The sequence below is a fragment of the uncultured Winogradskyella sp. genome (assembly GCF_947496485.1).
In the GTDB taxonomy this organism is placed as follows: Bacteria; Bacteroidota; Bacteroidia; order Flavobacteriales; family Flavobacteriaceae; genus Winogradskyella.
The window spans coordinates 95647-121856 of sequence record NZ_CANMCZ010000001.1; the positions used below are offsets into that span (position 1 = coordinate 95647).

The window sequence follows — 26210 nt, forward strand, 5'->3', positions numbered from 1 at the left end:
ACTTATTTCTTTAAGCGCTGTTTTAATTGATACCTGTATAAAGATGGGATCTCTTCTATGGATTGATTTATAAATTCAATATGAGTCTTAGGTTCGTAAGAGACTTCAAATTTATGATTTCCTGAAACACCGACAACTCTGGCAAAAGGTCCATCTTTCATTCCGTTCAATATTATAGGCTTTTCAGAATTTAACCTATCTAATAAATTGACTTCAATATTCCAAAACGTACTAAATGCACCATGAGAAGGTTTCCAATAACCTGCTCCTCCTCCTGCAAATAATGGATAACTATAATCATCATTTGGTGATAAATGTACCTTTATATTATCAAACAAATTTTGATGGTTAGCACCAGAATGTTGATCTAAAATAGGATCTACAAAAACCTCACAATCTAAATACACACTCTTAGTGGCTAACGTGTTGAAACTTAAAGGATGTTCAGCTTTATTATAAACCTTAATCCCTTGGGCTAAAACATTGTAAGTACCTTGCATCATTACCGTATAATGTGCAAAATTTTCACCTTTGGTAACGACATCCTTCACAGTAACATTGGCAATCTCTTCAGTAATAACACCACTATCTGCGTTTTCGATAACTACATTATTTACCCAACTGTTAAAAACTCGTGTCAGGTAAATTGCATTGAATCCCTGTTCTACATGGTGTGCAACTCTTGGAGCTTTTGGAAATGTAATTTTAAAATGTTCTATCCCTACTTCTTTTAGATGCTTCCACTCTACTAATTGTGCTTTATAATTAGGTTTTATGTCTATTGTTAATGGAGCGTTTATAGTAATTTTATTTCCTTTAATTTTTATTATCTCAACCTGTTGCTTAACTAATGGCAAATCGGGAAAATTCCAATGGTGAGAACCTATTTTTACAGCTTCATTTTTATAAAGTTCTGAGATGATACTACCCTTCTCACCATCTTTATTAAATAACTGTAATTCCACTACATCACCAACATTTAAATCCTTAATATTTAGAGCTTCAACAGTGAATTCTCCACGTTTTCCCGAGACAACATTGGCTAAAACATTATAAGGTTGCTCATATTTTTGAAGATAAGGCTTTACTCTAGTGTTAGGCGCTTTGGTCCAAATAAAACCTCCAGACCATGCGTATTGAGAAAATGGTAAATCGATGTTATTGTCTTTTTCGCGTTGTCTTTTATCAAATTCAATTAAGTACTCTCTAAGTTCTTGCAATACTTCTGGATCATCAGCGTACATTAATGGTCTAGGACAATAAATTTCTGTACCTTTTTCACCTGTTCCTGTACCTCGCAACACAAAATTATCGCGTTCTAAATACAAAATATCACTAAGAATAATTCGTCCTTGCGGCAATTGCAAGGTTATCTTACCCTCTAATTTAGACACTTCTTGTATTGCTTTTTTTAAAGCTTTCGAATCATCTAAACCATCATTAGCAACTACTCCATAATCTGTAGCATTAATTATTCTACCTACAGACATCGGAATTTCAACTTCACTATTATGGTAACCTGCAAAACTAAAATCAGGTAAATAACTAGAATCTTCTATTGAATTTGCAGTTAATATTTTTGGTGTTTTTTGTGCATAAAGACAGTGATGCATATTAGCAAACAAAAGCAAAACGACAAACGTTTTTTTACTTAGAGTCATAAAGTTATAATTATGAGATATTAAGTAAATATATAAAGTATAAGAGTAAACATAGTACAAAAGAAGGGGCATAATAGTCCTATTCAAAAAAGTTTAGGCGTAATATTGATTAATATAAATTCTTTATTATTATGTTTATTCTTATCTTATATACTCATTCTTAAAGGTATTTTTTGGCAAGAAAATATATCAAAGAAAAACATAACAGAACAGGATACTAAATATCTATTTATTGCTAATCTTAGCACTATAACAGAATTTTAAAAAAGACTAACAACTAAACTATAAATGAATAAAACTATTGTATTAACTGGAGCAGGAGGTGTATTATGCAGCACGCTTGCAGAAGCTTTAGCCAAAGAAGGGCATAATATTGCCGTATTAGATTTAAGAAAAGAAGCTGCAGATAAAGTTGCTAAAACTATTAACAATAATGGTGGTAGTGCCATTGGTGTTGAAGCAAATGTATTAGAAAAAGCATCCTTGATTAAATCAAAAAAAGTCGTCAATGATGCCTTTGGAAAAGTTGATATCTTAGTCAATGGTGCCGGTGGAAATCATCCTTTAGGCACAACATCAAATCCATTTTTTCAACTTGAAGATTTGGAAAATAAAACAGAAGGGTTTAAAACGTTTTTCGATTTAGATCCAAAAGGTATTGAGTTTACATTTAACTTAAATTTTCTAGGGACTTTGATCCCAACACAAGTATATGGTGAAGATATGGTTGGTCGTGAAGGTTGCAGTGTGTTAAACATTTCTTCAATGAATGCCTTTACACCTTTAACTAAAATACCTGCTTATAGTGGAGCAAAAGCAGCAGTATCTAACTTCACCCAATGGTTAGCAGTACATTTTTCAAAGGTTGGTATTAGAGTAAATGCATTAGCACCTGGTTTTTTCTTAACAGATCAAAATCGTACATTATTGACCAATGCGGATGGAAGTTTAACACAACGTGGACAGCAAATTATAGACCAAACACCAATGGGTCGCTATGGTGAACCAGAGGATTTAGTCGGTACAACACTTTGGTTATGTAGTGATGCTTCAAAATTTGTAACCGGAGTTGTAGTTCCTATCGATGGTGGATTTGCCGCTTATAGTGGAGTTTAAAAACGAATAAATGAATTTACAATTAGAACAAACTTGGAGATGGTATGGTCCTAACGACCCAGTCTCACTATTAGATATAAAACAATCTGGTGCTACTGGCATTGTCTCTGCATTACATCATATTCCCAATGGAGAGGTCTGGACGATAGATGATATTAAAAAGCGTAAATCTGAAATAGAAAGCGTTGGTCTAACCTGGTCTGTGGTAGAAAGTGTGCCTATACACGAAAATATAAAGACAAGAACTGGTCAGTTTGAAACCTATATTAAGAATTATAAACAAACACTACTTAATTTAGGTGCATGCGGAATTGATATCGTATGTTACAACTTTATGCCAGTTTTGGATTGGACGCGTACAAATCTCGATTATGAAGTAGATGATAAATCAACAGCACTTCGTTTTGAAGCTGCTGCTTTTGCTGCTTTCGAATTATTTTTATTGAAACGTCCAGGAGCAGAACATGATTATACTGATGCACAAAAAGAAAACGCAAAACGTTATTTAGAAAATGCATCCGATGACGATCAAAAAACCTTGGTCAGAAATATCATCGCTGGTTTACCTGGTGCTGAAGAGGGTTATACGCTTGAAGAATTTAATACCATTCTAGCAACTTACAATAGCATTGGACCAAAAGAACTGAAAGCAAATCTGTTTTCTTTTCTGTCTGAAATTATTCCTGCAGCCGAAAAAGCTGGAGTTTTAATGTGCATTCATCCAGACGATCCGCCTTTTCCAATTTTAGGATTGCCAAGAGTAGTTAGCACTGAACAAGATATTGTCGATTTATACGATGCTGTTAAAAGTCCTAATAACGGACTCACATTCTGTACAGGCTCATTTGGAGTGCGAGCAGATAACGATTTAGCAGGCATGGTAGCACGCTTAGGAGACCGTATTCATTTTATACATTTAAGAGCTACCAAACGTGATGCAGCAGGTAACTTTCATGAAGCCGATCATCTCGAAGGAGATGTAGATATGTATGCCGTGATGAAAGCCTTAATTTTAGAACAGCAAAAACGCGCTACATCTGGTCGTAAAGATTTACGCATGCCATTTAGACCAGATCATGGTCATAAAATGCTCGATGATTTAAAAAAGAAAACAAATCCTGGCTATTCAGGAATAGGACGTTTACGAGGACTTGCCGAATTACGAGGTTTAGAACTAGGTATTAGACGTTCATTATAAAAAAAAATAGGAATTACACCCCTAAAGTCCCCTCAAGGGGACAATCCTAAAAATAAACTTGGGGAAATTGTCCCCTTGAGGGGACTTTAGGGGTGTTTATTGTAAAACAATTAAAGATAAAATAACAAAATATGTCAACAACATTCGAAACAAGATATGCCTCAAGTCCAAAGGCAGTAAAACAATACGACACAAAACAATTAAGAGATGAATTCTTAATTAATGACCTGATGCAAAATGGAAAGATAAAATGGGTTTACACTCATTACGATCGTTACATGGCTGGTGGTGCTGTACCCACATCAGATTTAAAACTAGAAACCATAGATCCTCTTAAAGCAGATTACTTTTTAGAGCGTAGAGAACTTGGAATTATCAATGTTGGTGGTGATGGAAGTATTTCAGTAGATGGTGAAACGTTTAAAATCAATCATAAAGATGCTTTATATATTGGTAAAGGTGCTAAAAATGTAACTTTTAAAAGTGATGATGCTAGCAATCCTGCTAAATTCTATATGAATTCTGCACCAGCACATAAAACCTTTCCAACTAAAAAAACCAGTTTAGCAGAAGCTAATAAAATTGAATTAGGTAGTTTAGAAACGGCCAATCATAGAACGGTTAGTCAAATGATTATTGGTGGCATTGTTACTACGTGTCAATTGCAAATGGGAATGACGGAATTAAAAACTGGTAGTGTTTGGAACACAATGCCAGCTCACGTGCACGATCGTAGAATGGAAATCTATTTCTATTTAGATGTACCAGAAGAGCAAGCCGTTTGTCATTTTATGGGACAACCACAAGAAACACGTCATATCTGGATGCATAATCACCAAGCTGTAATCTCACCACCTTGGTCTATTCACTCTGGTTCTGGGACTTCAAACTATACCTTTATTTGGGGAATGGCAGGTGAGAATTTAGATTACAACGATATGGATGTTGCAAAAATCACAGATTTAAGATAAGATGTCACAAGAACTATTTAATATAAAAGGAAAAGTAGCACTAGTTACTGGCAGCACTCACGGATTGGGTATGGCGATGGCGATGGGCTTAGGTAAAGCTGGTGCAACTATAGTTGTTAATGGTAATTCCTCGCAAGAAAAAATCGATAAGGCTGTTGCTGAATATAAAAAAGAAGGTATCAATGCTGTTGGTTATAAATTTAATGTTGCAAAAGAAAGTGACGTTATTGAAGCTATAAAAAAGATTGAAACTGAAGTCGGAAACATCGATATTCTGGTTAATAACGCAGGAATTATTAAGCGTACTCCTTTAGCTGAAATGGAAGTTGAAGATTTTAAACAAGTCTTAGATATCGATTTGGTAAGCCCATTTATTGTTTCAAAACATGTTGTAAAAGGCATGTTGGAACGTAAAGCCGGTAAAATTATTAACATCTGTTCTATGATGAGTCAGTTAGGTCGTAATACTGTTGGAGCTTATGCTGCGGCAAAAGGCGGTTTGGTAATGTTGACTAAAAATATGGCAACAGAATGGGCAAGATTCAACATTCAGGTGAATGGTATTGGTCCTGGTTATTTTGCCACATCCCAAACGGCTCCTATTAGAGTTGATGGTCATCCATTTAATGATTTTATTGTCAATAGAACTCCTGCTGCAAAATGGGGAGACCCTAATGATTTAGCTGGTGCAGCAATATTTTTAAGTTCAAAAGCTAGTGACTTTGTTAACGGTCATATTTTATATGTGGATGGTGGTATTTTAGCTACTATAGGTAAACCTTCAAACGAATTGTAACATGAAAAAAAGTATCTTTCTTGTTTTAGTTTTATGTTGTTTTGCTTGTACTAAGACATCTTCAGAAGTGTTATCCTTAACAGTTAAAAACACATTAGATATAGACAGAGCTTTTGAAACTGTTGAAGTTGATATTACTGATATTGAACTTAAAGGGCAATCCTTAGAAGTTATAAATTCTGAAACCGATGAAGTCCTTGTTTCTCAAATTGTAGATAACGCGATACTCTTTCAACCAAAAATTTCGGCAAACTCAGAAGCTACTTTCAAAATAAACCTAATTCAATCTGAAGAACAACCTGATAGCACATTAATAAGGTGCTACTCGCGTTTTGTACCAGAGCGAACAGATGATTACGCTTGGGAAAATAATAGAGTCGCATTCAGAACTTTCGGTCCTGTCGCTCAACAAATGAAAGAAGACGGTGTCAAAGGAGGTACCTTAACAAGTGGAATGGATGCTTGGTTAAAACGCGTAGAGTACCCAATTATTAACAAATGGTATGCAAAAGATGCCATCGAAAAAGGGGCTTACCACAAAGATACAGGTGAAGGATTAGACAACTTCCATGTTGGAGTTAGTCGTGGTGTTGGAGGTATAGCTGTAAAAACAGATTCTACATATGCGGTTTCTAAAAATTTTATTAATTACAAGACCATTACCAATGGCCCAATTAGAACGAGTTTCATATTAGAATATGCAAACTGGACAGCCAATGAAAAGGAAATTAGAGAAAAAAAACATATCATGCTCGATTATGGTCAAAACCTGAGTCGACATATTGTTGATATAAAAGGAACTGATAAAGTTTCTGTCGGTTTAACACTTCACAAAAATGATGGTGAAGTAACAACAAATACAGCTGAAGGTTGGATGAGCTATTGGGAACCATTCGATGATTCAGAATTAGGTCAAGGAGTCGTGCATGCTAATCCGCAAAGTATCATTGGTTTTGATAACTATGTTACCGATAAAAAGGACGAGAGTAATTTGTATGTACAATCTAACGTATCGGGAGTCATCGATTATTATGCTGGTTTCGGTTGGAAAAAAAGTGGACAATTTGAAACCAAAGACGATTGGAATAATTATTTAAGCCGATTTTCAAAATGCCTAAATCATCCATTAGAAGTAAAAGTTATAACACCGTCCAAATAGTATGAAACACAGCTCTATAAAATCAATTTTGCTTCTTTTTAGTCTTCTCATGTGTATGGCTTCATGTAAAGATGACACTGGTCCCAAGGTAATGTACCTTGGTCATACTTTACCTCAAACACATCCTGTACATAAAGGGATTGTAGAATTTCAAAAGGCATTAGAAAAAAAATCTAATGGGACGTTAAAAGTGAAGATATTTCCTGATGCGCAGTTAGGATCAGAACGCGAGGTTTTAGAACTATTGCAAATTGGTTCTGTAGCTGCCACCAAAGTAAGTGCTGCAACCTTGTCTAATTTTGTGCCAGAATACCACCTTTTAGGCATTCCGTATTTATTTAGAGATAAACAACATCAGTTTGATGTTTTAGAAGGAGATATTGGTAAATCGATTTTAGAAAAAGGTTCTAAATTTTGGCTACGTGGCTTGTGTTATTACGATGCCGGAAGTAGAAGTTTTTATACTAGTAATAAAGCTATTAGAACACCCCAAGATTTAGAAGGTCTTAAAATTAGAGTGATGAACAATCAAATGGCTATAAATATGGTGAATTCCATGGGAGGATCCGCAACACCTCTTGCCTATGGAGAATTATATACAGCGATTCAACAAGGTGTTGTTGATGGCGCTGAAAATAATCCACCATCATTTGTGTCTTCAAATCATTATGAAATTAGTAAATATTACACCTTAGACCAACATTCTTCGGTGCCAGATGTTCTTTTAATTGGAACAAAGTTTTGGGATAAATTATCAGAGGAAGAAAAAATATGGGTGCAAGAAGCTGCAGACGAATCTGCTCAGGCTCAAAAGAAGTTTTGGAGTGATTCTGTAGACGAATCTATGAAAATCGCTAAAGCTGCTGGCGTGGAAATAATCATTCCAGAAAAATCCTTGTTTGCCGAAAAGTCGAAATCTGTTGTTGAGGAATTTGTTAAGGAATTTCCGGAAATGGAACCCATTGTAAATCAAATTAAAAATAAAGAATAATGAATAAATCTGATCTTATTTTTAATAAAGTATGCCGAATTCTCGAATGGTTTATGATCGTGATTTTTGCGCTTTTAGTTCTGGATGTTTTGTTCCAGGTGTTTTCAAGATATCTTTTAGGTACATCCTTTACATGGACCGAAGAATTTGCGCGATTCGCATTAATTTGGATGACCATTTTAGGAGCTGCCTATCTCAGTGGCAAAAAAGAACATTTATCAATGGATTTTTTATATCAAAAATTCTCTGAGTCTAATAAAAGAAAAGCTTCTATTCTTATTGAGGTATTGATATTTCTATTTGCACTTATCGTCATGGTTATTGGCGGATTAAATTTAGTATACACAACCTTACATTTAGAACAACTTTCTGGTACGTTAAGAATTCCTTTAGGCTATGTATATGCTGTTATGCCATTCAGTGGTTTTCTAATCATGTGCTTTTCGATATATCACATTTCAAAAATTTATAACAACAAAAACAATAATTAATTATGAGCATAGAAGTTATAAGTATTATCGTTTTGTTTGTGAGTTTCTTTACGCTCTTGTTACTCAAAGTACCTGTAGCTTATAGTATCGGTATAGCAACAACATTAAGTCTATTACTAAATATTGATAAATTACCTGGTTTAACAACTATTGCCCAGCGAATGACCACAGGTATTGATAGTTTTGCATTGTTGGCTATTCCCTTCTTTATTCTGGCAGGTGATATTATGAAACGCGGAGGTATTGCCACACGACTCATCAATTTCGCTAAATCTTTAGTATCAAGTCTTCCAGGTGGATTAGCTTATGTAAATATTTTAGCATCGATGTTATTTGGTGCCATTTCTGGTTCTGCGCTTGCGGCCGCGTCTGCAATTGGCAGTATAATGACGGATAGAATGGAAGAAGAAGGTTACCCAAGAACCTTAAGTGCGTCCGTAAATATTACAGCTTCAACTACTGGTTTATTAATTCCACCGAGTAACATTTTAATTGTTTATGCCTTAGCAAGTGGAGGAACAGCCTCTGTAGCCGCTTTGTTTATTGCAGGTTATCTTCCTGGAATACTATTAGGTTTTGCTATTATGGGTTATGTGGCTTTTATAGCTATTAGTAAAGGTTATGCAAAAGGTAAACGTGCGACATTGCGTGAAGTTTGGACATTTTTCAGAAAGGCTTTTTTTAGTTTATTATTATTAGTTATTGTCGTTGGTGGTATTGTCGCAGGAATTTTTACAGCTACGGAAGCTTCAGTAATCGCTGTTTTATATGCAGCAGTATTATCATTGGCTTATGGTGATATGAAAGTAAAAGATTTTTCAGGAGTATTATTATCTAGTGCTAAAACCACAGCTGTTGTTATGTTTTTGATTTGTACATCTATGGCAATGTCATGGTTGTTTTCGTTTGAAGGCATTCCTGAAATGATAAGCACCTTTCTATTAGAATCGTTAAATAATAAATTCGCGATCTTTTTAGCAATTAATCTTATCCTATTGGTTATTGGAACATTTATGGACATGACTCCTGCTGTTTTAATTTTTACACCAATTTTTCTACCTGTAGTAACCGCTTTAGGAATGGATCCTGTACACTTTGGGATTGTGATTGTACTGAATTTATGTATTGGGATTTGTACACCTCCCGTAGGAACACTACTCTTTGTAGGTAGTGGTGTTGCAAAAGTTTCGGTCACGCAGGTTATAAAACCATTGTTGCCGTTTTTGTTAATTATGGTAGTTGTATTAATGCTAATCAGTTTTATTCCAGAAATTTCAATGTTTTTACCAAGATTGTTTGGATTGTAACATCGAATAGTTTGGATTGTAACATCGAATAGTTTTATTAGTCAACACCCGTATTCTTGAACTGACAATTTGCAAGGCAAAACTGTTTGATTTGGTATAGTTTTGGTAATACTATTTTCAGATTTAAAAAATATACTATATATTGGTAAACCAATCTGGTTAACCAATATTAATTTTGCCTCTATGAAAACTTTACACATTTTATTAATATTATGTTTTACTGTACAATTATCATTTGCACAAGTAATACTTAACGCAAATGAACCAGGAAATACTTATGAAGATATTAATGCTGTATTAGCACCTGGACATGATGTTGTAGAAGTACCAGATTGTTCACACAGTAGTTTTGGGCGTCATATCGATGAAGTTTTTGATAAAGAATTAAACACTTATGTTTTCCGGTTTATTGCACATAAAACCCCAGATAATGATCGCTGTAAAAAATTTGACAGACAGCGTATTGAAATAAAAACCTACGGAAAATCGCCTGAAAACACTAAAGGATTAGAAGGCGAGACTGTTGAATACAAATGGAAGTTTAAACTACCACGTAATTTTAAAGTTTCAAAAAACTTTACACACCTCCATCAAATAAAATCCGTTGGCAGTGTATATTCATCAAGACCTATTATTTCGTTAACTGCTAGAAAAGGGACACCAGACCGATTAGAACTACGTTACGCACCTGAGCATGATCAGAGTACAATAGGAACTATAGAATTAGATTTACTAAAAGGGCATTGGGTAGAAGTTACCGAAGTTATTCATTATTCAAATCAAGGAAGTTATTCTATCGAAATTAAAAAGGTTTCGAATGGGTCTAATGTATTTGAATACTCAAATGATAGCATAGATATGTGGCAAGATGGCTCAGATTTTATGCGTCCAAAATGGGGAATTTATAGAAGTTTAAAACGTCCAGAAGATATAAAAGATGAAATGGTGTTATTTAACAGTTTTAGCATTGATGAAATTCCGATACTCACCCTTGAATACTTAGAAAGCAAAGCGGATAAAAAACAACTCGTTCCTGATTCTAAAAAGCGCACTGTAAATTTCAAAAGCTCAAGAGCAGATGATTACGATTCTATAGAACTCTATGATGGTACTGGTAAAAAAGTCTCAACAAAAAAAATACTTAAAAAGTATAAATTAGATTTGTCAGCATTAAGCGCTGGCAACTATTATCTTGTATTTACTAAAAATAAAAGAACAGTAAAAATTTTAAAATGCTCAACTTAGTAGTTTACTTGATAAAGGCATCTATAATTTGCATTCCTTTTATACCTTCTTCAATAGGACATGGATTTTCACCTTTTTCTAAAAAATAATTTACAGTAGATTGAATTATAGGTTGCTGAATATGCTTAGGATGTTCATACTTTAAGATCTCTTTTTTACCATCAGATTCTAAAACAATTTCATTTCCGAAAAAAGGAAATCTTATCGACCCTTTTGTTCCTGAAATAGAACATTCGTCTTTCTGCTCTGTCTCATCAGCAATAAAATTCCAATTGCCTATACAAGATATTCCATTTTCAAAATTTAAAACCCCACTAATCTTAGTCGCGACATTTGGTTGTGAACCTTCTGCTGAAGAGTTCCCTGAAAAATCTTTAACCTCACCAAACCAATATAACAATAAGTCTAATTGATGTGGTGCCAAATCATTGAAATAACCACCACCAGAAATAACAGGATTTATGCGCCAATTCGATTCAGAATCTGCTATAAAAGCTGCTTTTCGAGATTGAAACATTTTCACTTCAACCGAATTAATATCACCAAGAGCATTCTCATCGATGATACGTTTCACCTCTAAAAACATTGGTAACCTTCGTCTGTAATGCGCTACTGTTAACTTAGATGTACTTTTTTTTAGAGCTTCACTAAGTAAAATTGCTTCATCAGAATTAAGCGTCATAGGTTTTTCTATGTAAACATTTTTATTTACAGCTAAGACTTGAAGTGCATAGTGTAAATGCGTGGATGGTGGTGTTGCAATGTAAACAGCATTAATCTCAGGGTGGTTAATTATAGAATCTGCAGTATCATGATATTCTGGAACATTATGGCGCTCTGCATAATCTTTAGCTTTCGTTTTATCCCTTCGCATTACGGCTAATAATGACGAATTTTCAGCTAAATTAAATGCTGGACCACTTTTTACCTCAGTAACATTTCCACAGCCTATAATTCCCCAAACTACGTCTTTCATTTTTTAGTACTTATTTAAATTTAAAGTAATTCTTAGCGTTAAAATAACAGATATCACTTACTATTTTCCCTAGATGTTTTTCGTCATTTGGCAACTCACCATTTGCTACATCATTACCTATGAGATTACAAAGAATTCTTCTAAAATACTCGTGTCTTGGAAACGATAAAAAACTGCGAGAATCTGTTAGCATACCAACAAAACAACTTAGCAAACCTTGGTTAGAAAGTGTATTTATTTGCTTTTCCATACCATCTTTTTGATCTAAAAACCACCAAGCAGAACCAAATTGCACTTTTCCTCTAATTGTACCATCATTAAAGTTTCCAACCATTGTAGCAAAGACTTCATTATCTGAAGGATTCAAATTATATACAATAGTTTTTGCTAATTGATTGGTACTATCTAAAGTGTTTAAAAAACCACTTAAACCTCTTGCCTGAGAAAAATCTCCAATAGAATCAAATCCTGTATCTGGTCCTAAATCACTTAAAAGTCGTTTGTTATTATTTCTAATGGCACCTAAGTGTAATTGCTGTGTCCAACCTTTAGCATGATACATTTTCCCCAAATGAATCATAGTTTCGGCTTTAAAAAACTGAACTTCTTCCACTGAAAGTGATTCGTTATGTTTTACTTTTTTGAAAAGCATTTCAATATCGAAAGTGTCATTTTCATAATGATATAATTGCTCTAAACCGTGATCTGCTAATCGTCCACCAACATTATGAAAGAAGTCGACTCTAGTTTGTAAAGCATCAATTAAGTCTTTGTAATTATTTATTTGTTTGCCTGATGCGCTTTCTAGTTTATCCAGATAACCATTATATTCATTTACATCTTCAACTGCAAAAGCTTTATCTGGTCTGAAAGTTGGCAATGTTTTTACTCTAGAATTATCTTTCTCAATTACAATATGATATTCTAAGTTATCTATCGGGTCATCTGTAGTGCACAGAGACTCAACATTCATTAGTTGTAATAACCCATTTGCAAAATACGATTTTTGCTTCAAAAGTAATGATGTCTTATCCCAAATAGCTTCTGCTGTTTCGGGAGATAACAATTCTGTAATTCCGAAATAATTCTTTAATTCTAAATGTGTCCAATGGTACAATGGATTTCGAATGGTTAATGGTACAACTTCCGCCCATTTTAAAAATTTATCTTTATCTGAGGCGTCGCCAGTTATAAAATTTTCGTTAATACCATAAGCTCTCATAGCTCTCCATTTGTAATGATCGCCAGCTAGCCAGACTTGTGTTATATTTTCGAACTGTCTATTTTCGGCAATTTCCTTTGGTGACAAGTGATTATGATAATCTATAATTGGAAGCTGCTTAGCATAGTTATGATAAAGCGATTTTGCAATATCTGTTTGAAGTAAAAAATCTTCTGTGATAAAAGTATTCATAGGCACTAATTTACATAGTAAATATAGATACTCCTACATTAAAATTTGCTTTTTGAAAGTATAAATAGGTCTAAAAAAATGCTTTTGTGGTCTATTACATAGACTATTCTTGTAATAGTTTATTTAAACTATTGAGAGAAAGCATTTCTATTTCTTCTAAAGAGTGACCCCTTTCAATATTTACAACTTCTATAGGAATTTGATGATTAGAATAATTATAGGTCTGTTTCTTCTTTTTTGAAATCACTATTATTCCATCTGTAGACCCATCACTTAAACTTTTTATATAATTTAATTCCTTCTTATTGGAATTGAATGATTGATAAAACAAAATTCGATATCCAACACTTTCAGCAGTTTTTTGCAGATGACATAATGCATGGCTATAACACATCTGAGTAACTTCTGGCAATATGATTGCAATAGACTTTGTTTTCTGTGCTCTAAGTGAAACAGCATAATTATTTGGCACATAATTATGCTGTTTGGCTATAGTTTTAATTGCTTCTCTAGTAGCCTTGCTAATTTCTAGCTTATTGTTTAAAGCCTTTGATACCGTAGATATAGAATATCCAGATAAAAATGAAATTTCTTTTATGGTTACTGTAGAGGATTTCAAAGGTTATGCTCTTAAATCTTTAATTATTGCCAATGCATTTTTTGTGTCAGACTCAATTTTTGCTAAGTCATAGTTACCATCTGCGCCTTTAGCGATTAGTTTAGAACCCATACCAACACAAGTTACACCAGCTTTAAACCAACCTTCTAAGTTCTCTTTAGTAGGAGATACACCACCTGTTGGCATAATGCTCGTCCATGGTTGAGGACCTCTAATTGCCTTAACAAAATCAGGACCGTAAATACCACCTGGGAATAATTTAACAACCTCACATCCTAGCTCTTCAGCTCTGCAAATTTCTGTTAAAGAACCACAACCTGGTGACCAAGCTACTTTACGCCTATTACAAACTATGGCAATATCTTCTCTTAGAACCGGTGTTACGATAAAATTAGCACCTAATGCCATAAAACGAGAAGCTGAAGCTGCATCTGTAACTGAACCAACTCCCATAATCATTCCTGGTAATTCTTTAAGTACCCATTTATTGAGCTCACCAAAAACTTCATGAGCAAAATCACCCCTAGCAGTAAATTCTAGTAAACGTGCACCACCATCATAAGTAGCTTTTATTACTTTTTTACTTATTTCTATATCTGAATTATAAAACAATGGAACCATTCCGGTTTGTTTCATAACATTTGCGACTTCTATTCTTGAAAAATTTGCCATAATCTATCTTGCTACACGTCCTGAGGCATCACCACCCATTAATTTTTCTACTTCTGAAACAGTCACTAAGTTGGCATCACCTTTAATAGTGTGTTTTAAACATGATGCTGCTACAGCAAAATCAAGTGCATTCTGATCATCTTCTGGATATTTTAATAATCCATAGATTAATCCACCCATAAAAGAATCTCCACCGCCAACTCTATCTACAATGTCGGTAATTTGATACTGACGTGTTTCATACATCTTGTTACCATCGTATAGTACACCGGCCCATGTGTTGTGAGATGCTGAGATAGAACCTCTTAAAGTTGTAATCACTTTTTTAGCTCTTGGAAACTTTTCCATCATTTGCTTGCAAACCGATAAGAAAGCTTCAGCTTTAACATCATGTCCATGCTTGTGCACGTCTAATCCTTCTGGATGAATACCAAAATGCTTCTCTGCATCTTCTTCGTTTCCTAAAACAATATCACAATAAGACGTTAATTCAGTCATTATTTTTTCTCTATGCTTTTCATCACAGAATGTCCAGAGTTTAGCTCTGTAATTTAAATCAGTAGAAATAGTAACTCCCATTTCGCTAGCAACTTTTACTGCTTCCAAACATGCATCTGCCGCACCTTGAGAAATTGCGGGTGTAATACCTGTCCAATGAAACCAAGCTACGTCTTTAAAAACAGCTTTCCAATCCACCATACCTGGCTTTATATCTGAAATTGCAGAATGCGCTCTATCATATACGACTTTACTTCCTCTACTTACAGCACCAGTTTCTAAAAAATAAATTCCTAAACGCTCACCTCCATAAATAATCTTATCTACGCCAACACCTCTTTTTCTCATTTCCATCATTGCACATTGTCCGATATCATTATTTGGTAAACGTGTAACAAAGTCCACGGGCACACCATAATTGGCTAATGATACAGCTACGTTAGACTCTCCACCACCATATACAACATCAAAGCTCGTTGTTTGGGAGAATCTTAAAAATCCAGGAGGTGCTAATCTTAGCATAATCTCTCCAAAAGTGACTACTTTTTTCATTCTGAATATTGGTTTTATTAGTTATTAAAATGTTGTTTGCTTAATCGATTAAGCAATTAGTATAAAAATAAATCAAAACGATGTTGGCTTTGATTCTTATAGTTAAAACATTACATTTGCTTAAACGATTAAGCAAATATATAAAAACTTAAGTGAATAAAAAAAGAATAACCATAAAAGACATTGCAAATGTGCTGAATATTTCACCTGCTGCTGTTTCAAAAGCAATGCATGATGATTCTCGCATTAGTACAAAAACAAAAGAAGCCGTTAGACGTGTCGCAAAAGAGCTAAACTATCAACCTAACCATTTAGCAAGTGCTTTAAGAAAAGGAAAAAGTAATTTAGTTGGCGTTATTGTACCTAGAACAAATAGTAATTTCTTTTCTTCTGTCATTGAGAACATGGAAGCTGTTTTAAACAAAGCTGGTTATAATATTATTATCACCCAATCTAATGAGTCTTTTGACAAAGAATGTAAAAATATAGACACTTTATTATATACTCAAGTAGATGGTATAATAGCATCAATGGCAAATGAAACTGTTGACTTGTCTCATTATGAAAAAATAAAGTCTAAAGGTATTCCTCTAATACTTTTCGATAGAGGTGAAAATGATCTCAATGTGGATTATGTAGGCATTAATGATTATGACAGTAGTCATATCATTGTTGAACATTTGGTTGAAAAGGGTTGTAAACGTATTGCACACATTGGCGGTTATAGACGAACTCGAATTTTTAATAATAGAATTAGAGGCTATGTTGATGCTTTGAAGAAAAACAAATTACCAATTGATGATAGCCTTATTATTGAAAGTTCGCTAACCCTTGAAGATGGCAGACGCGAAATGGAAAGACTACTTAGCTTAGATAATAAACCAGACGCTGTATATGTTGCCAGTGATTATGCTGCGCTTGGAGCCTTACAAGTTTTAAACGAAAGTAAAATAAATGTTCCTAAAGAAATAAAGTTAGTAGGTTTTGGTAATGAACCTTTTACCTCATTGGTGAGTCCTTCCATTACTAGCATTGCTCAACATAGTAAAGATATTGGTCGTCTCGCAGCAGAGACATTTTTGAAACGCATTGCACAACCTGAACTAAAACAAAGCCTAAATAAAATTATTCTTGAAGCGCAATTGATAGTTAGAGATTCTTCAAGTTAATTCTAATCAATAAAAAAAGTGGTCAAATTTTCATTTAACCACTATTCTCGCTAAAAATCAAAAATTTAGCTTAAAGCTAATTCTTAATATTATAAATGTTTATATTCCTAACGCTTGTCCACCACCTATTTGGATCGTTTCTGCCGTTATGAATGCCGCATCTTTGCTCGCTAAAAACGAAATAACACCAGCTACATCTTCAGGTTGACCTAATCTTCCTAACATAATATTATTTGCCCATGACTTAAATACTTCTGGTTTTGTTGCCTTAATTTGAGCATGAAATGGTGTATCAATTGTACCAGGTGATACAGCATTAACTCTAATACCATATTCTGCCAAATCTTTTGCTAAGGCCCTAGTTATGGCGTGTACACCAGCTTTAGATGTTCCGTAGATACCAGCACCAGGTCCACCAGCAGTCCATCCTGCATTAGATGTATAATTAATTATTGATGGGTGTTCTCCTTTTTTCAAATAAGGTATAGCAGCTCTTGATGCAAAGAATACTGAATCTAGATTAAGCGCCATTACGAATCTGTAAAATTCTGTTGTCATTTCTTCGAACCTAGATCTTCCACCTAATCCACCAGCATTATTTACTAGTACATCAATACGTCCGTATTTGTCACCTATCTTCTTAATGTTAGAAGTTACTTGTTCTTCATTTGTAACATCAAAACCGTAATATTCAGCTGATATACCATGTTCAGAAAGCTCTTTTACTCTATCAGCTCCTTTATCATCTTCTATACCGTTTAAGACTACTGTGTATCCATCTTGACCTAATCGTTTTGCAACTTCAAACCCTATACCACCTGTAGCACCTGTAACTATAGCTACTTTTCTTTTGTTTTCACTCATTTGATTTAATTCTTAAAATTATTCTTGTTTTATCTTATTTGTAATCGAATTTAATTACCCTTTAGGTTTTAGCGGTTCAATTTTTGGACATAAAAACCAAACGGCTAAAAGTGCAATTATTGCTAAAACTCCGCCTATTATAAAAGCTGGTGTATAATTTCCGCCAGTTGTTATTAATGTAACTAACGCAGTAAGTCCTGCAGCACCTAGTTTTGCGGCCATTCCAGCAAAGCCTGACAATGTACCAACTATTTTTCCGCTGAAGAGATCACTTGGTAAGGTTTGTATATTGCCGATTGCAACTTGAAATCCAAAAAGTAAAACTGCCATAATAATTACAGCATTAATAGCAGTCCCTGGTGCCTTTAAAAGGAAAAAGCATGGAATCATCAACGCAACACCTAAAGTAATCGTCATTTTTCGTGTTTTATCAACAGACCAACCCGCTTTTATTCTATTTTTAGCAAGTAAACCACCAAATATAGCACCAATCATTGCACCAACATAAGGTACCCACGCCGAGAATGCAATTTGCTTAACGTCCATACCAAAAACTTCTGATAAGTAGAGAGGAATCCAAACTATAAATAGCCACCAAATAGGATCTATTGCGGCAGAGGCTATAACAACTCCCCAACTCTCTTTGTGTTTAAATAATTCTCCTGTTGTTGGTGTATACCCTTCATCATAAGTTCCATCTTCATTAATATCTTGATTTCTCTGTCCGGAGAGTATATACTTTCTTTCATCAACTGTTAACCAAGGGTGCGTTTTTGGTGGACTCTTTACTACATAGAACCAAGGTATTAACCATAAAAAACCAAGAACAGCGACTACAATAAAGATCGCCTTCCAATCAAAATAATACGATAACAACCCAATTACGGGATATGCCACTATACCTCCAATAGCTGCTCCTGAATTAAATATTCCTTGTGCTAATGCTCTCTCTGTAGTTGGAAACCATTCTGCATTAGCTTTAGCAGCACCAGGCCAGTTACCAGCTTCAGCAATCCCTAATATTGACCTGAAGATTGAAAAACTTAACAGTCCTTGCGCAAATGCATGTAACATTGTTGCAATAGACCATACTCCAATAGATAATGCAAAACCGAGTCTGGTTCCTATCCAATCGAAAATTTTACCAAAAAGTGCTTGACCGCCAGCGTAAGACAATATAAATACTGTAGATATGGTACCATAAATGGCTTTATGTCCATCTTTATCCATATCGGGAAATAAATCATTAGCAATATCGGGCCACAAAGCTCCAAAAGCTTGTCTGTCTATGTAATTGATAATTGCAGCTAAAGCCACAAGACCTACTACCCACCAGCGCAAACCATTAACTTTTTTACTTATTTCCTTCATTTAAACTTATTTAAGATGATTTTTTAATATTATAACAATACTGATATAACACACTAAAGTGTTCTTTCATTTTTTGTTTAGCCAATTTTGGATTTTGGCTTTCTATGGCATTGTATATTTCATTGTGCTCTTCAATACCTTTATGTGCAAGGTCATTATCGCAAACATGATATTTTTCGAAATTAGTAATGATCTCTGGAGTAATTATAAGCATAAAAGTATTCATTGTACTATTTCCACTAGCTTTTGCTATAGCCAAATGAAATAATAAATCTTCTTGGACTGCATCCTCACCAGCCAATACCTTTTTTGTATACGCGTCAAGGGCTTCTTTTATTATTTTTAAATCTTCATCGGTTCTTCTAAGCGATGCTAATCGAACTGTTTTAAGTTCTAACAAGATTCTAGTCTCAACCAAAGATTTAAAGTCAGGATCTTCTAGACTAAGAATATCGTCAATCATTCCATTCATAGCAATAACTCCAATATTAGCTACAAAAGTTCCGCTTTGGGGAATAGAATCTAATAATCCATAAAATTCTAATTTTTGAATTGCCTGTCTGACATTGCTTCTGGTTACACCAAATTTTTCGGATAACATTCTTTCTGAAGGCAATTTATCACCTGGTTCAAGGTTTTTATAGTTTATTAAATCTCTTATTTTTGAAATTATAGTATGCTGCGAATCTATGTCATCTATTTTTGCTAAAATCTCTAACTTCATATCTTATCTTTTACAAATTATTTACCAAATTTAACACTATTAACTTATATAAATAATGTCAAATATTAATAAAAGGAGAACTATCTATTAGTGCTTAAAGAATTCTACGTATACAACTAATCAACAGTAGAATTCAATAAGCGACTAACTCAAATAAACTATTTTAATTTTCTACAGCTGTAATAATTACATAAGCAGATCGTATTTCTTCATTACCACTATTATAACCATAATTCCCTGAAGAATCCCCACCTATACCTCGCATAAATAATACTACACTATCATTGGCCCCAGAATTGAAACTAAATACTACGTTATTATAGTCATCATTACCTGGATTATCCAAAACCTGAATTTTAAGATTATTATCTGCGTTCTCAACTTGCGCAATAGATCTATATCCCCAATAACCAGTTGAAGAGTTTCCTTGTGGCATAACAGCTGTATCTGTATAATATACAGGAGTATACCCAGCTTCGTAACCACTACCTGCTAATACTCTTATTTCAAGAGAACTTGGCATAGTACCATCAGTAGTGCTATGTCTTATTGAAGTTTCAACAAGATAATCAGCATTTGGTACAACTTCAAATTCTTGGTAAATATGATCTGGTTCATTATTATCAAACTTTACAACATCAAGACCGCTAGCTGTACTTGACTCACCTTGTTCACCTAGATCTCTATTGATCCAACCTGAACATGCACAATCAGAACCTGACGATTTAGGTAACTTTACGAACTCACCATTTACAATTACTGGGTCTGGAACTGCCGGAGCTTCTGGTTCTACGACCACAACCTCTTGAGTTGAAGTACTAGATACGCCCAAATTATCAGTAGCTGTTAGTGAAACTGTATATGTACCTTCACCTGGAAACATATTGGTCGGCTCAAAGTCTGTAGAAGTATTACCATCCCCAAAATTCCAACTGTACATTGTAGCACTAGTTGATCCATTGGTGAATTGATATAATGTCCACTCTTCAAATTCGAAGCCTTCACCTTGTATTGCTGAAAAACTCGCAACAGGCGGTGTTTCATCAGGTATTGAATTTGCTTCTGGCAATTGGTATTTTTCTAAATCATCACAGGATACTGTGAAAATTAATAATACTGCAATCATTTTATAAATTATGTTTTTCATAATTTCTATTTATTAAATTAATTTTTCTTTGAATTTTTAGTATCCTGGATTTTGATTTAAAAGTCCATTACTTAAACCTATTTCGCTTTGAGGAAATGGTAATAATAAATCATTAGAACTAAAATTTGTTCCATTAGCCAAGGCAAATGCTCCTAATACTTCAATAGCTTTACCAAATCTTACTAAATCATACAATCTTTGATTTTCAAAAGCAAGCTCTATTCTTCTTTCTAATAATAATTCATCTTTGGTAATATTGGTAACTGCATCTGTTAAGCCAGCTCTATCTCTAACTGCTTGGAAAGAACTTAATGCCGAAGCAGCATTTGTCTCTTGTCCACCAGCCATTATAGCTTCCACATGCATTAATAATACGTCTGAGTATCTAAGCACTATCCAGTCGTTACCAGCCAGTCTAGCATCAAATGTAAATGTTTTACCATCTGCTCCACCTGGATCACCGTCTGGCAAATATTTAGTTACCTGTGTTTGAGTTGGTTGTATTAAGTCTTCACGCATAGACACTCCAGTTCTTATATCTCCAGCACTTTCACTTTCTAGCATTACAGCTTTTGCATCATCTGTAACGTAATTTACACCCACTGTTCTGCCTACTCCGTTAAGCCATTCTGCAGAAAAATTTTGACTATCAGCAGCTTGTCCAGATTGATAACCTATTGCAAATATTACTTCGCTGTTATCTTCATTAAAAAATACATCTTCGTAATTAGGTTCTAACATATAACCGCTATTCATAACATCTTCTAAAAGGTTTTGTGCATCCAAATAGTTTTGCCCTCGTGTCAAATAAACTTTAGCTAATAAGGCTTGCGCTGCTGCTTTTGAAGCTCTGTTTCTACCATTGCTATTATCTAAGTTTTCAACACCAGCTAAAAGATCGCTAACAATTAGGTCATAAATATCAGCAGTTGGTCTTCTTGTATAAGATATGTCAGTATCATCTATACCAATAACTCTATCCACAAGAGGTAAATCTCCATATAACCTTACAAGGTTGAAGTAAACATAAGCACGAATAAATTTAGCCTCCGCTTCAAATTTAGGTCTGTTTTCATCAGACGCGACACCTAGATTAGCCAATACTGTATTTGCTCTAAAAATAACATTAAAGAAACTTCTGTAATGATCTGCTACCAAACCGTTTGTTGGCTGTACATTAAAATCATCAAACTGTGCTGCTTCACCTTCTCCACTTTTAGATCTTGTATTATCACTACGCATCTCAGTAACGTAGAATTCTATCTGTGTTGCATGGTTTGAGTTAGAACTAGTATCATTAGCCCCTTGTAAACCATCATACATATTAGCGATTGCAGCAAGAAGTTGATCCTCATTGGTAAAGAAATCTGCACTACTTACTACCGATGTTGGTGCTGGTTCTAAAAAATCTTCACATGTAAAAAAGATTGTGAATAAGAAAAGAAATTTTATATACTTTATATTTTTCATAATTCCTGTTTTTTCTTGTTAAAAATTAACGTTAAGTCCTAACGATATAGTTTGATTAATCGGTGATCCTACACGCTGATATCCATAATTTATAGGACTTGTATCATTAATAGATTCTGGATTTAAACCTGTATAGTCATCTGCCCAAATGTAGATTAAATTCTGTCCTGTAACATAAACTCTCGCGTTTGTTATAAATAAATCTGAAAGCAGACTTTCTGGGAAATTAAATCCTAAACTTACTGTACGCAATGATATATAAGAAGCATCTTTTATGATGTCGTCTGTAAATATTTTTTCTTTAATGAACCCAGTATTTCCAATTAATCCATCAGCTACTGCAGCATCTCCATCTGCAACAGAAGAAGAACCGAAGTGACGGAATATATATTGATCGCCAATATTTCTAATTTCTGCTCCATGACTTCCTTGAAATAAGAAGCTCATATCAAAATTACCAATTTTAAACTCATTAGTGATACTCCAAACTAAATCTGGATATGGATTACCAAGGATAGTTTTATCGTCATCATCAATGACACCATCTCCATTGAGATCTTTTACGAAAACCTCTCTGTTGGTTTGTCCAATACGTTCCCAAGGTCTGGCAATGTATTCTGCAGGTATATCTCTATCTACGACCCATCCATAAAAAGACGAAATCGGATTACCAACCAAATTGATCCATTCTGCAGCACGTTTTGTATCTACATTTGTTATTAAACCATTTGACTCAGCAAAATCTAGTAACTCATTTTCATTTCTCGCAGCTATAAATGTAGTGTTCCACTGAAAGTTAGGTTTTGCTATATTTTTTGTTCTTAGTTCAAATTCCCATCCCCTGTTTTCTACTTTACCTCTATTTGCCAAAGCATTTGGAAAACCAGTTGTAACTGAAACAGGAACATCTAATAGTAAATCTTCACTTGTACGTCTATAATAATCTACAGATCCTGAAATTCTGTTATTAAATAACCCAAAATCAATAGCTGGATTAAACTCTACTGATTTCTCCCAACCTAATTCACTATTAGCAATATTCAAAGGATTAAAACCATTGACAATAGAATTGTTAAAAACTGCTGAAGATGCACCAATTAAAGATAAATAAGGGTAACTGTTAATTTGGTTTCTAAAATCACCTGAACCGATATCGAAATCATTATTACCAGTAACACCATAACTAAACCTCAACTTAAGAAAGTTTAAGACTTTGCTATCATCCAGAAACTCTTCATTTGTCATTATCCAACCTGCAGATGCTGCCGGGAAAAACCCCCATTTAGAATCTTTACCAAAGGCTGAATACCCATCTCGTCTTGCGCTTAGAGATAATAAATATTTATCATCATAAGCATAGTTAACACGTCCAAAATAAGATAATAATCTTTCTTTATACTCTTCTGAAGTTGCCTCAGAAATCGTATTCGCAGCACTTAAAGTTTGAACCAAATCAGAGGTATAACCTATACCAGTCGCTGCTTCTACTTCGTAATCCCACTTTTCTGCTGAAAAACCTGCAACAACATTTAAATCATGATTTCCGAATACTTTGTTATATGTAAACACATTATCAGAAACTATGTGTACTCTTTTGAAGTTTGAAATATCTAATTGGGTAGCTGCGACGCCATTACGACTTGCTTCCACACCTTGCCATCTATCTCTTCTTGTATGCGAATAGTCTCCACCTAGTGTGGTTTTAAATTTTAAGCCATCAGTAATTTTGTATTCGCCATAAAAACTTCCAAATAATTTAAACTTATAATCATTTCTATCGCGCTCTAATACTTTAGCCCCTGGGTTGGTATTACTTGTAGTACTAATATCTGTTTCACCACCATCGCCAAAAAGATCATAATTATCAAAATGTCTTTGAACAGCATAATCGCCGATTTCTACATCTGGATATACATTTCTATCTACAAATCTAATTGTATTAGCATCATGGTATAAAGGTAACCATGGTGGTTGTCTTAATATATCGTGAGTAGATCCATCAAATCTTCGTCTACCAGAATAAGATGGAGATATATTGGCCCCAACTCTAATATCATCACCAACCTTTGAGTCTACTTTTAACCTCATACTGTAACGTTTAAAATCATCAGTAAGTAAAACACCTTCATCGTGCAAATAATTTAAAGATGCACTAAATTTAGTCCTCTGACTTCCGCCTCTTGCTGCAAAAGAATGGCTTTCTATTGTACCACCATCAATAATGATATCTTGCCAGCTTTCATCTACACCAATCAATAACTTATACTGAGTTTTATCTGATAATGCACCTGTAGCTGCCAATTCTCGATCTGCCCAATCTCTAACTGAAAAATACATATCTTCATTTTGCAGGCCTTCTTTAAAACCAGTAAACGTATTATAGGTAAATTTTGTCTTTCCTTCTTTACCATTTTTGGTTGTAATAAGGATAACACCATTACCACCACGTGCACCATAAATAGCACCAGAAGATGCATCTTTTAGTACGTCAAAAGATTCAACATCATTCATATCTAAATTCCCTAAGAAATCTGAATCAACAGCAATACCATCAACAACAATTAAAGGTCCTGCCTCACTAGTAATAGAACCTGTACCTCTAATTCTGATAGTAGGTGCTGAACCAGCTTCACCTTCAGTTGCCTGAATGTTAACACCAGAGATCTGACCAACAAGTGCGTCGTCTATTCTGGCAACAGCTATTTTATCTAGATTCTCATTTTTAACCTTAGAAATTGCACCTGTAAGATTCTTTCTTTTTTGTGTACCGTAACCAACAACAACAATCTCATCTAAAGCATTAGCATCTTCAACGAGTGTAACGTTAATTGTAGTATTGTCTCCTACAGTAATCACCTGTGTACCAAATCCTAAATAAGAGAATTGTAAAATATCACCTTGTTTAGCTTGAATTTGATAATTTCCATCAAAATCTGTACTGGTTCCTGTAGTAGTACCTACTAGAAGAATGTTCACACCTGGAACAGGCAAACCGTCAGCTTTAGAAACTACTTGCCCTTTAATAGTCTTAGCTTCTTGAGCGCTTAGTGAAAAGCATATTAAAAGAAATAAGACTAAGGTCGATTTAATTTTTAACTTCATAATAATTAATTAGATTGAATTTAGTTTTTAGGTTAATAACCTATAAAGCAATTTCTAGTAAATAAAATAGCAATCCTAATATTATTGTTATTTACGGACTATTTTATACCTAGAATTGAATAAAAAAAATTGGTTGACCAGATTGGTCAACCAAATATAATTAAAATTTTGTTAATTTCAAGCGTTTTAGAGTTTAATATGTTAAAAAAATAAATGTTTAAGTTAAATAGCAAATATTCATTTTACATATTAGTGTCGTACTATTCTATAAAATCTTTAGGTATAGGCTAGCTAAACTTTCTCATGACTGTTTATCTCCAAAATAAGATACCTCACCACCGCTCAAGAAATCTTCTCTAACAGGACTAAACGTATCAATTAACTCGCCTTCTTCTAAGCAAACTGCACTATGCAATAAATTAGGTTCGATATATACTCCATCACCTGCTTCTACAATTTTCTTTTCTCCATCAATTTCGAATTCAAATTTACCTGAAACACAATAGGTAGCTTGTGTATGAAAATGTTGATGTGGAGCACCTAATGCTCCTTTCTCAAATTTCACTCTTACCATCATAATTTGGTTATCGTAACCTAAAAATTTTCTTGATACTCCTCCACCAAGTACTTCCCAATCCATATCTTTTGTGATGATATACTTTTCACTAAATCGTTTCATAATTTTTAATTTATTTGT

23 protein-coding genes are annotated in these 26210 nt (G+C 34.1%); 10 read left to right on the forward strand and 13 right to left on the reverse strand.

Going from position 1 to position 26210, the window contains the following annotated elements; all coding sequences use genetic code 11:
- Positions 1-2 precede the first annotated feature (2 nt).
- Positions 3-1661 carry a hypothetical protein gene (locus tag Q0822_RS00425; RefSeq protein ID WP_299118790.1) on the reverse strand — a complete coding sequence of 553 codons (1659 nt, stop codon included), beginning with the start codon at positions 1659-1661 and terminating at the stop codon, positions 3-5.
- A 288-nt stretch (positions 1662-1949) separates the two neighbouring features.
- Here Q0822_RS00425 and Q0822_RS00430 point away from each other — a divergent pair, with 288 nt between their 5' ends.
- The 9 genes from Q0822_RS00430 to Q0822_RS00470 all read left to right on the forward strand — a co-directional run bounded on the left by Q0822_RS00430 (position 1950) and on the right by Q0822_RS00470 (position 10935).
- Entirely contained in the window at positions 1950-2777 is an 828-nt protein-coding gene (locus Q0822_RS00430) for an SDR family oxidoreductase (RefSeq protein ID WP_299118793.1), read from the forward strand.
- 10 nt (positions 2778-2787) lie between these two features.
- Positions 2788-3975, forward strand: a complete 1188-nt coding sequence (gene uxuA / locus Q0822_RS00435; RefSeq protein WP_299118796.1) for a mannonate dehydratase — start codon at positions 2788-2790, stop codon at positions 3973-3975.
- Between the two features lie 131 nt (positions 3976-4106).
- On the forward strand, positions 4107-4946 hold the full coding sequence (gene kduI, locus Q0822_RS00440) for a 5-dehydro-4-deoxy-D-glucuronate isomerase (protein WP_299118799.1): 840 nt from the start codon (positions 4107-4109) through the stop codon (positions 4944-4946).
- Between the two features lies 1 nt (position 4947).
- Entirely contained in the window at positions 4948-5742 is a 795-nt protein-coding gene (locus tag Q0822_RS00445) for a gluconate 5-dehydrogenase (RefSeq protein WP_299118802.1), read from the forward strand.
- A 1-nt stretch (position 5743) separates the two neighbouring features.
- Positions 5744-6901 (forward strand): DUF4861 family protein, encoded by a 1158-nt coding sequence (locus tag Q0822_RS00450; RefSeq protein ID WP_299118804.1) that lies wholly within the window; start codon positions 5744-5746, stop codon positions 6899-6901.
- A 55-nt stretch (positions 6902-6956) separates the two neighbouring features.
- The gene (locus tag Q0822_RS00455) at positions 6957-7892 is read left to right on the forward strand and encodes a TRAP transporter substrate-binding protein (protein ID WP_299118807.1); all 936 of its coding nucleotides are present in this window, start codon (positions 6957-6959) and stop codon (positions 7890-7892) included.
- On the forward strand, positions 7892-8383 hold the full coding sequence (locus Q0822_RS00460; RefSeq protein WP_299118809.1) for a TRAP transporter small permease: 492 nt from the start codon (positions 7892-7894) through the stop codon (positions 8381-8383). Before Q0822_RS00455 ends, Q0822_RS00460 begins: the two co-directional genes overlap by 1 nt.
- 2 nt (positions 8384-8385) lie before the next feature.
- Complete coding sequence (locus Q0822_RS00465) at positions 8386-9690, forward strand: TRAP transporter large permease (protein ID WP_299118812.1); 1305 nt, start codon at positions 8386-8388, stop codon at positions 9688-9690.
- Positions 9691-9873: 183 nt separating this feature from the next.
- Positions 9874-10935: a heparin lyase I family protein gene (locus Q0822_RS00470; protein WP_299118813.1), complete on the forward strand. Its 1062-nt coding sequence runs from the start codon at positions 9874-9876 to the stop codon at positions 10933-10935.
- Positions 10936-10939: 4 nt separating this feature from the next.
- Here Q0822_RS00470 and Q0822_RS00475 read toward each other — a convergent pair whose 3' ends face one another.
- The 5 genes from Q0822_RS00475 to Q0822_RS00495 form a co-directional block, all read right to left on the reverse strand.
- Positions 10940-11911, reverse strand: coding sequence for a Gfo/Idh/MocA family oxidoreductase (locus Q0822_RS00475; protein ID WP_299118815.1), 972 nt, complete (start codon positions 11909-11911; stop codon positions 10940-10942).
- A gap of 10 nt (positions 11912-11921) precedes the next feature.
- Entirely contained in the window at positions 11922-13325 is a 1404-nt protein-coding gene (gene uxaC, locus Q0822_RS00480) for a glucuronate isomerase (RefSeq protein ID WP_299118817.1), read from the reverse strand.
- A 103-nt stretch (positions 13326-13428) separates the two neighbouring features.
- Positions 13429-13944 carry a LacI family DNA-binding transcriptional regulator gene (locus Q0822_RS00485; RefSeq protein WP_299118819.1) on the reverse strand — a complete coding sequence of 172 codons (516 nt, stop codon included), beginning with the start codon at positions 13942-13944 and terminating at the stop codon, positions 13429-13431.
- A gap of 3 nt (positions 13945-13947) precedes the next feature.
- Positions 13948-14616, reverse strand: a complete 669-nt coding sequence (locus Q0822_RS00490; protein WP_299118820.1) for a bifunctional 4-hydroxy-2-oxoglutarate aldolase/2-dehydro-3-deoxy-phosphogluconate aldolase — start codon at positions 14614-14616, stop codon at positions 13948-13950.
- A 3-nt stretch (positions 14617-14619) separates the two neighbouring features.
- Complete coding sequence (locus Q0822_RS00495; RefSeq protein WP_299118822.1) at positions 14620-15666, reverse strand: sugar kinase; 1047 nt, start codon at positions 15664-15666, stop codon at positions 14620-14622.
- Positions 15667-15818: 152 nt separating this feature from the next.
- Here Q0822_RS00495 and Q0822_RS00500 point away from each other — a divergent pair, with 152 nt between their 5' ends.
- Positions 15819-16835 (forward strand): LacI family DNA-binding transcriptional regulator, encoded by a 1017-nt coding sequence (locus tag Q0822_RS00500; RefSeq protein ID WP_299118828.1) that lies wholly within the window; start codon positions 15819-15821, stop codon positions 16833-16835.
- Positions 16836-16934: 99 nt separating this feature from the next.
- Here Q0822_RS00500 and Q0822_RS00505 read toward each other — a convergent pair whose 3' ends face one another.
- From Q0822_RS00505 to Q0822_RS00535, 7 genes are all read right to left on the reverse strand, one after another.
- The gene (locus Q0822_RS00505; protein WP_299118840.1) at positions 16935-17699 is read right to left on the reverse strand and encodes an SDR family NAD(P)-dependent oxidoreductase; all 765 of its coding nucleotides are present in this window, start codon (positions 17697-17699) and stop codon (positions 16935-16937) included.
- A gap of 54 nt (positions 17700-17753) precedes the next feature.
- Entirely contained in the window at positions 17754-19070 is a 1317-nt protein-coding gene (locus Q0822_RS00510; protein ID WP_299118843.1) for an MFS transporter, read from the reverse strand.
- Positions 19071-19080: 10 nt separating this feature from the next.
- Positions 19081-19794, reverse strand: a complete 714-nt coding sequence (locus tag Q0822_RS00515) for a FadR/GntR family transcriptional regulator (protein ID WP_299118846.1) — start codon at positions 19792-19794, stop codon at positions 19081-19083.
- A gap of 163 nt (positions 19795-19957) precedes the next feature.
- Positions 19958-20941 carry a PKD domain-containing protein gene (locus tag Q0822_RS00520; RefSeq protein ID WP_299118848.1) on the reverse strand — a complete coding sequence of 328 codons (984 nt, stop codon included), beginning with the start codon at positions 20939-20941 and terminating at the stop codon, positions 19958-19960.
- A gap of 36 nt (positions 20942-20977) precedes the next feature.
- On the reverse strand, positions 20978-22411 hold the full coding sequence (locus Q0822_RS00525; protein WP_299118849.1) for a RagB/SusD family nutrient uptake outer membrane protein: 1434 nt from the start codon (positions 22409-22411) through the stop codon (positions 20978-20980).
- An 18-nt stretch (positions 22412-22429) separates the two neighbouring features.
- Positions 22430-25513: a TonB-dependent receptor gene (locus tag Q0822_RS00530; protein ID WP_299118851.1), complete on the reverse strand. Its 3084-nt coding sequence runs from the start codon at positions 25511-25513 to the stop codon at positions 22430-22432.
- Positions 25514-25814: 301 nt separating this feature from the next.
- Entirely contained in the window at positions 25815-26192 is a 378-nt protein-coding gene (locus tag Q0822_RS00535; RefSeq protein WP_299118856.1) for a cupin domain-containing protein, read from the reverse strand.
- Between the last annotated feature and the right edge of the window lie 18 nt (positions 26193-26210).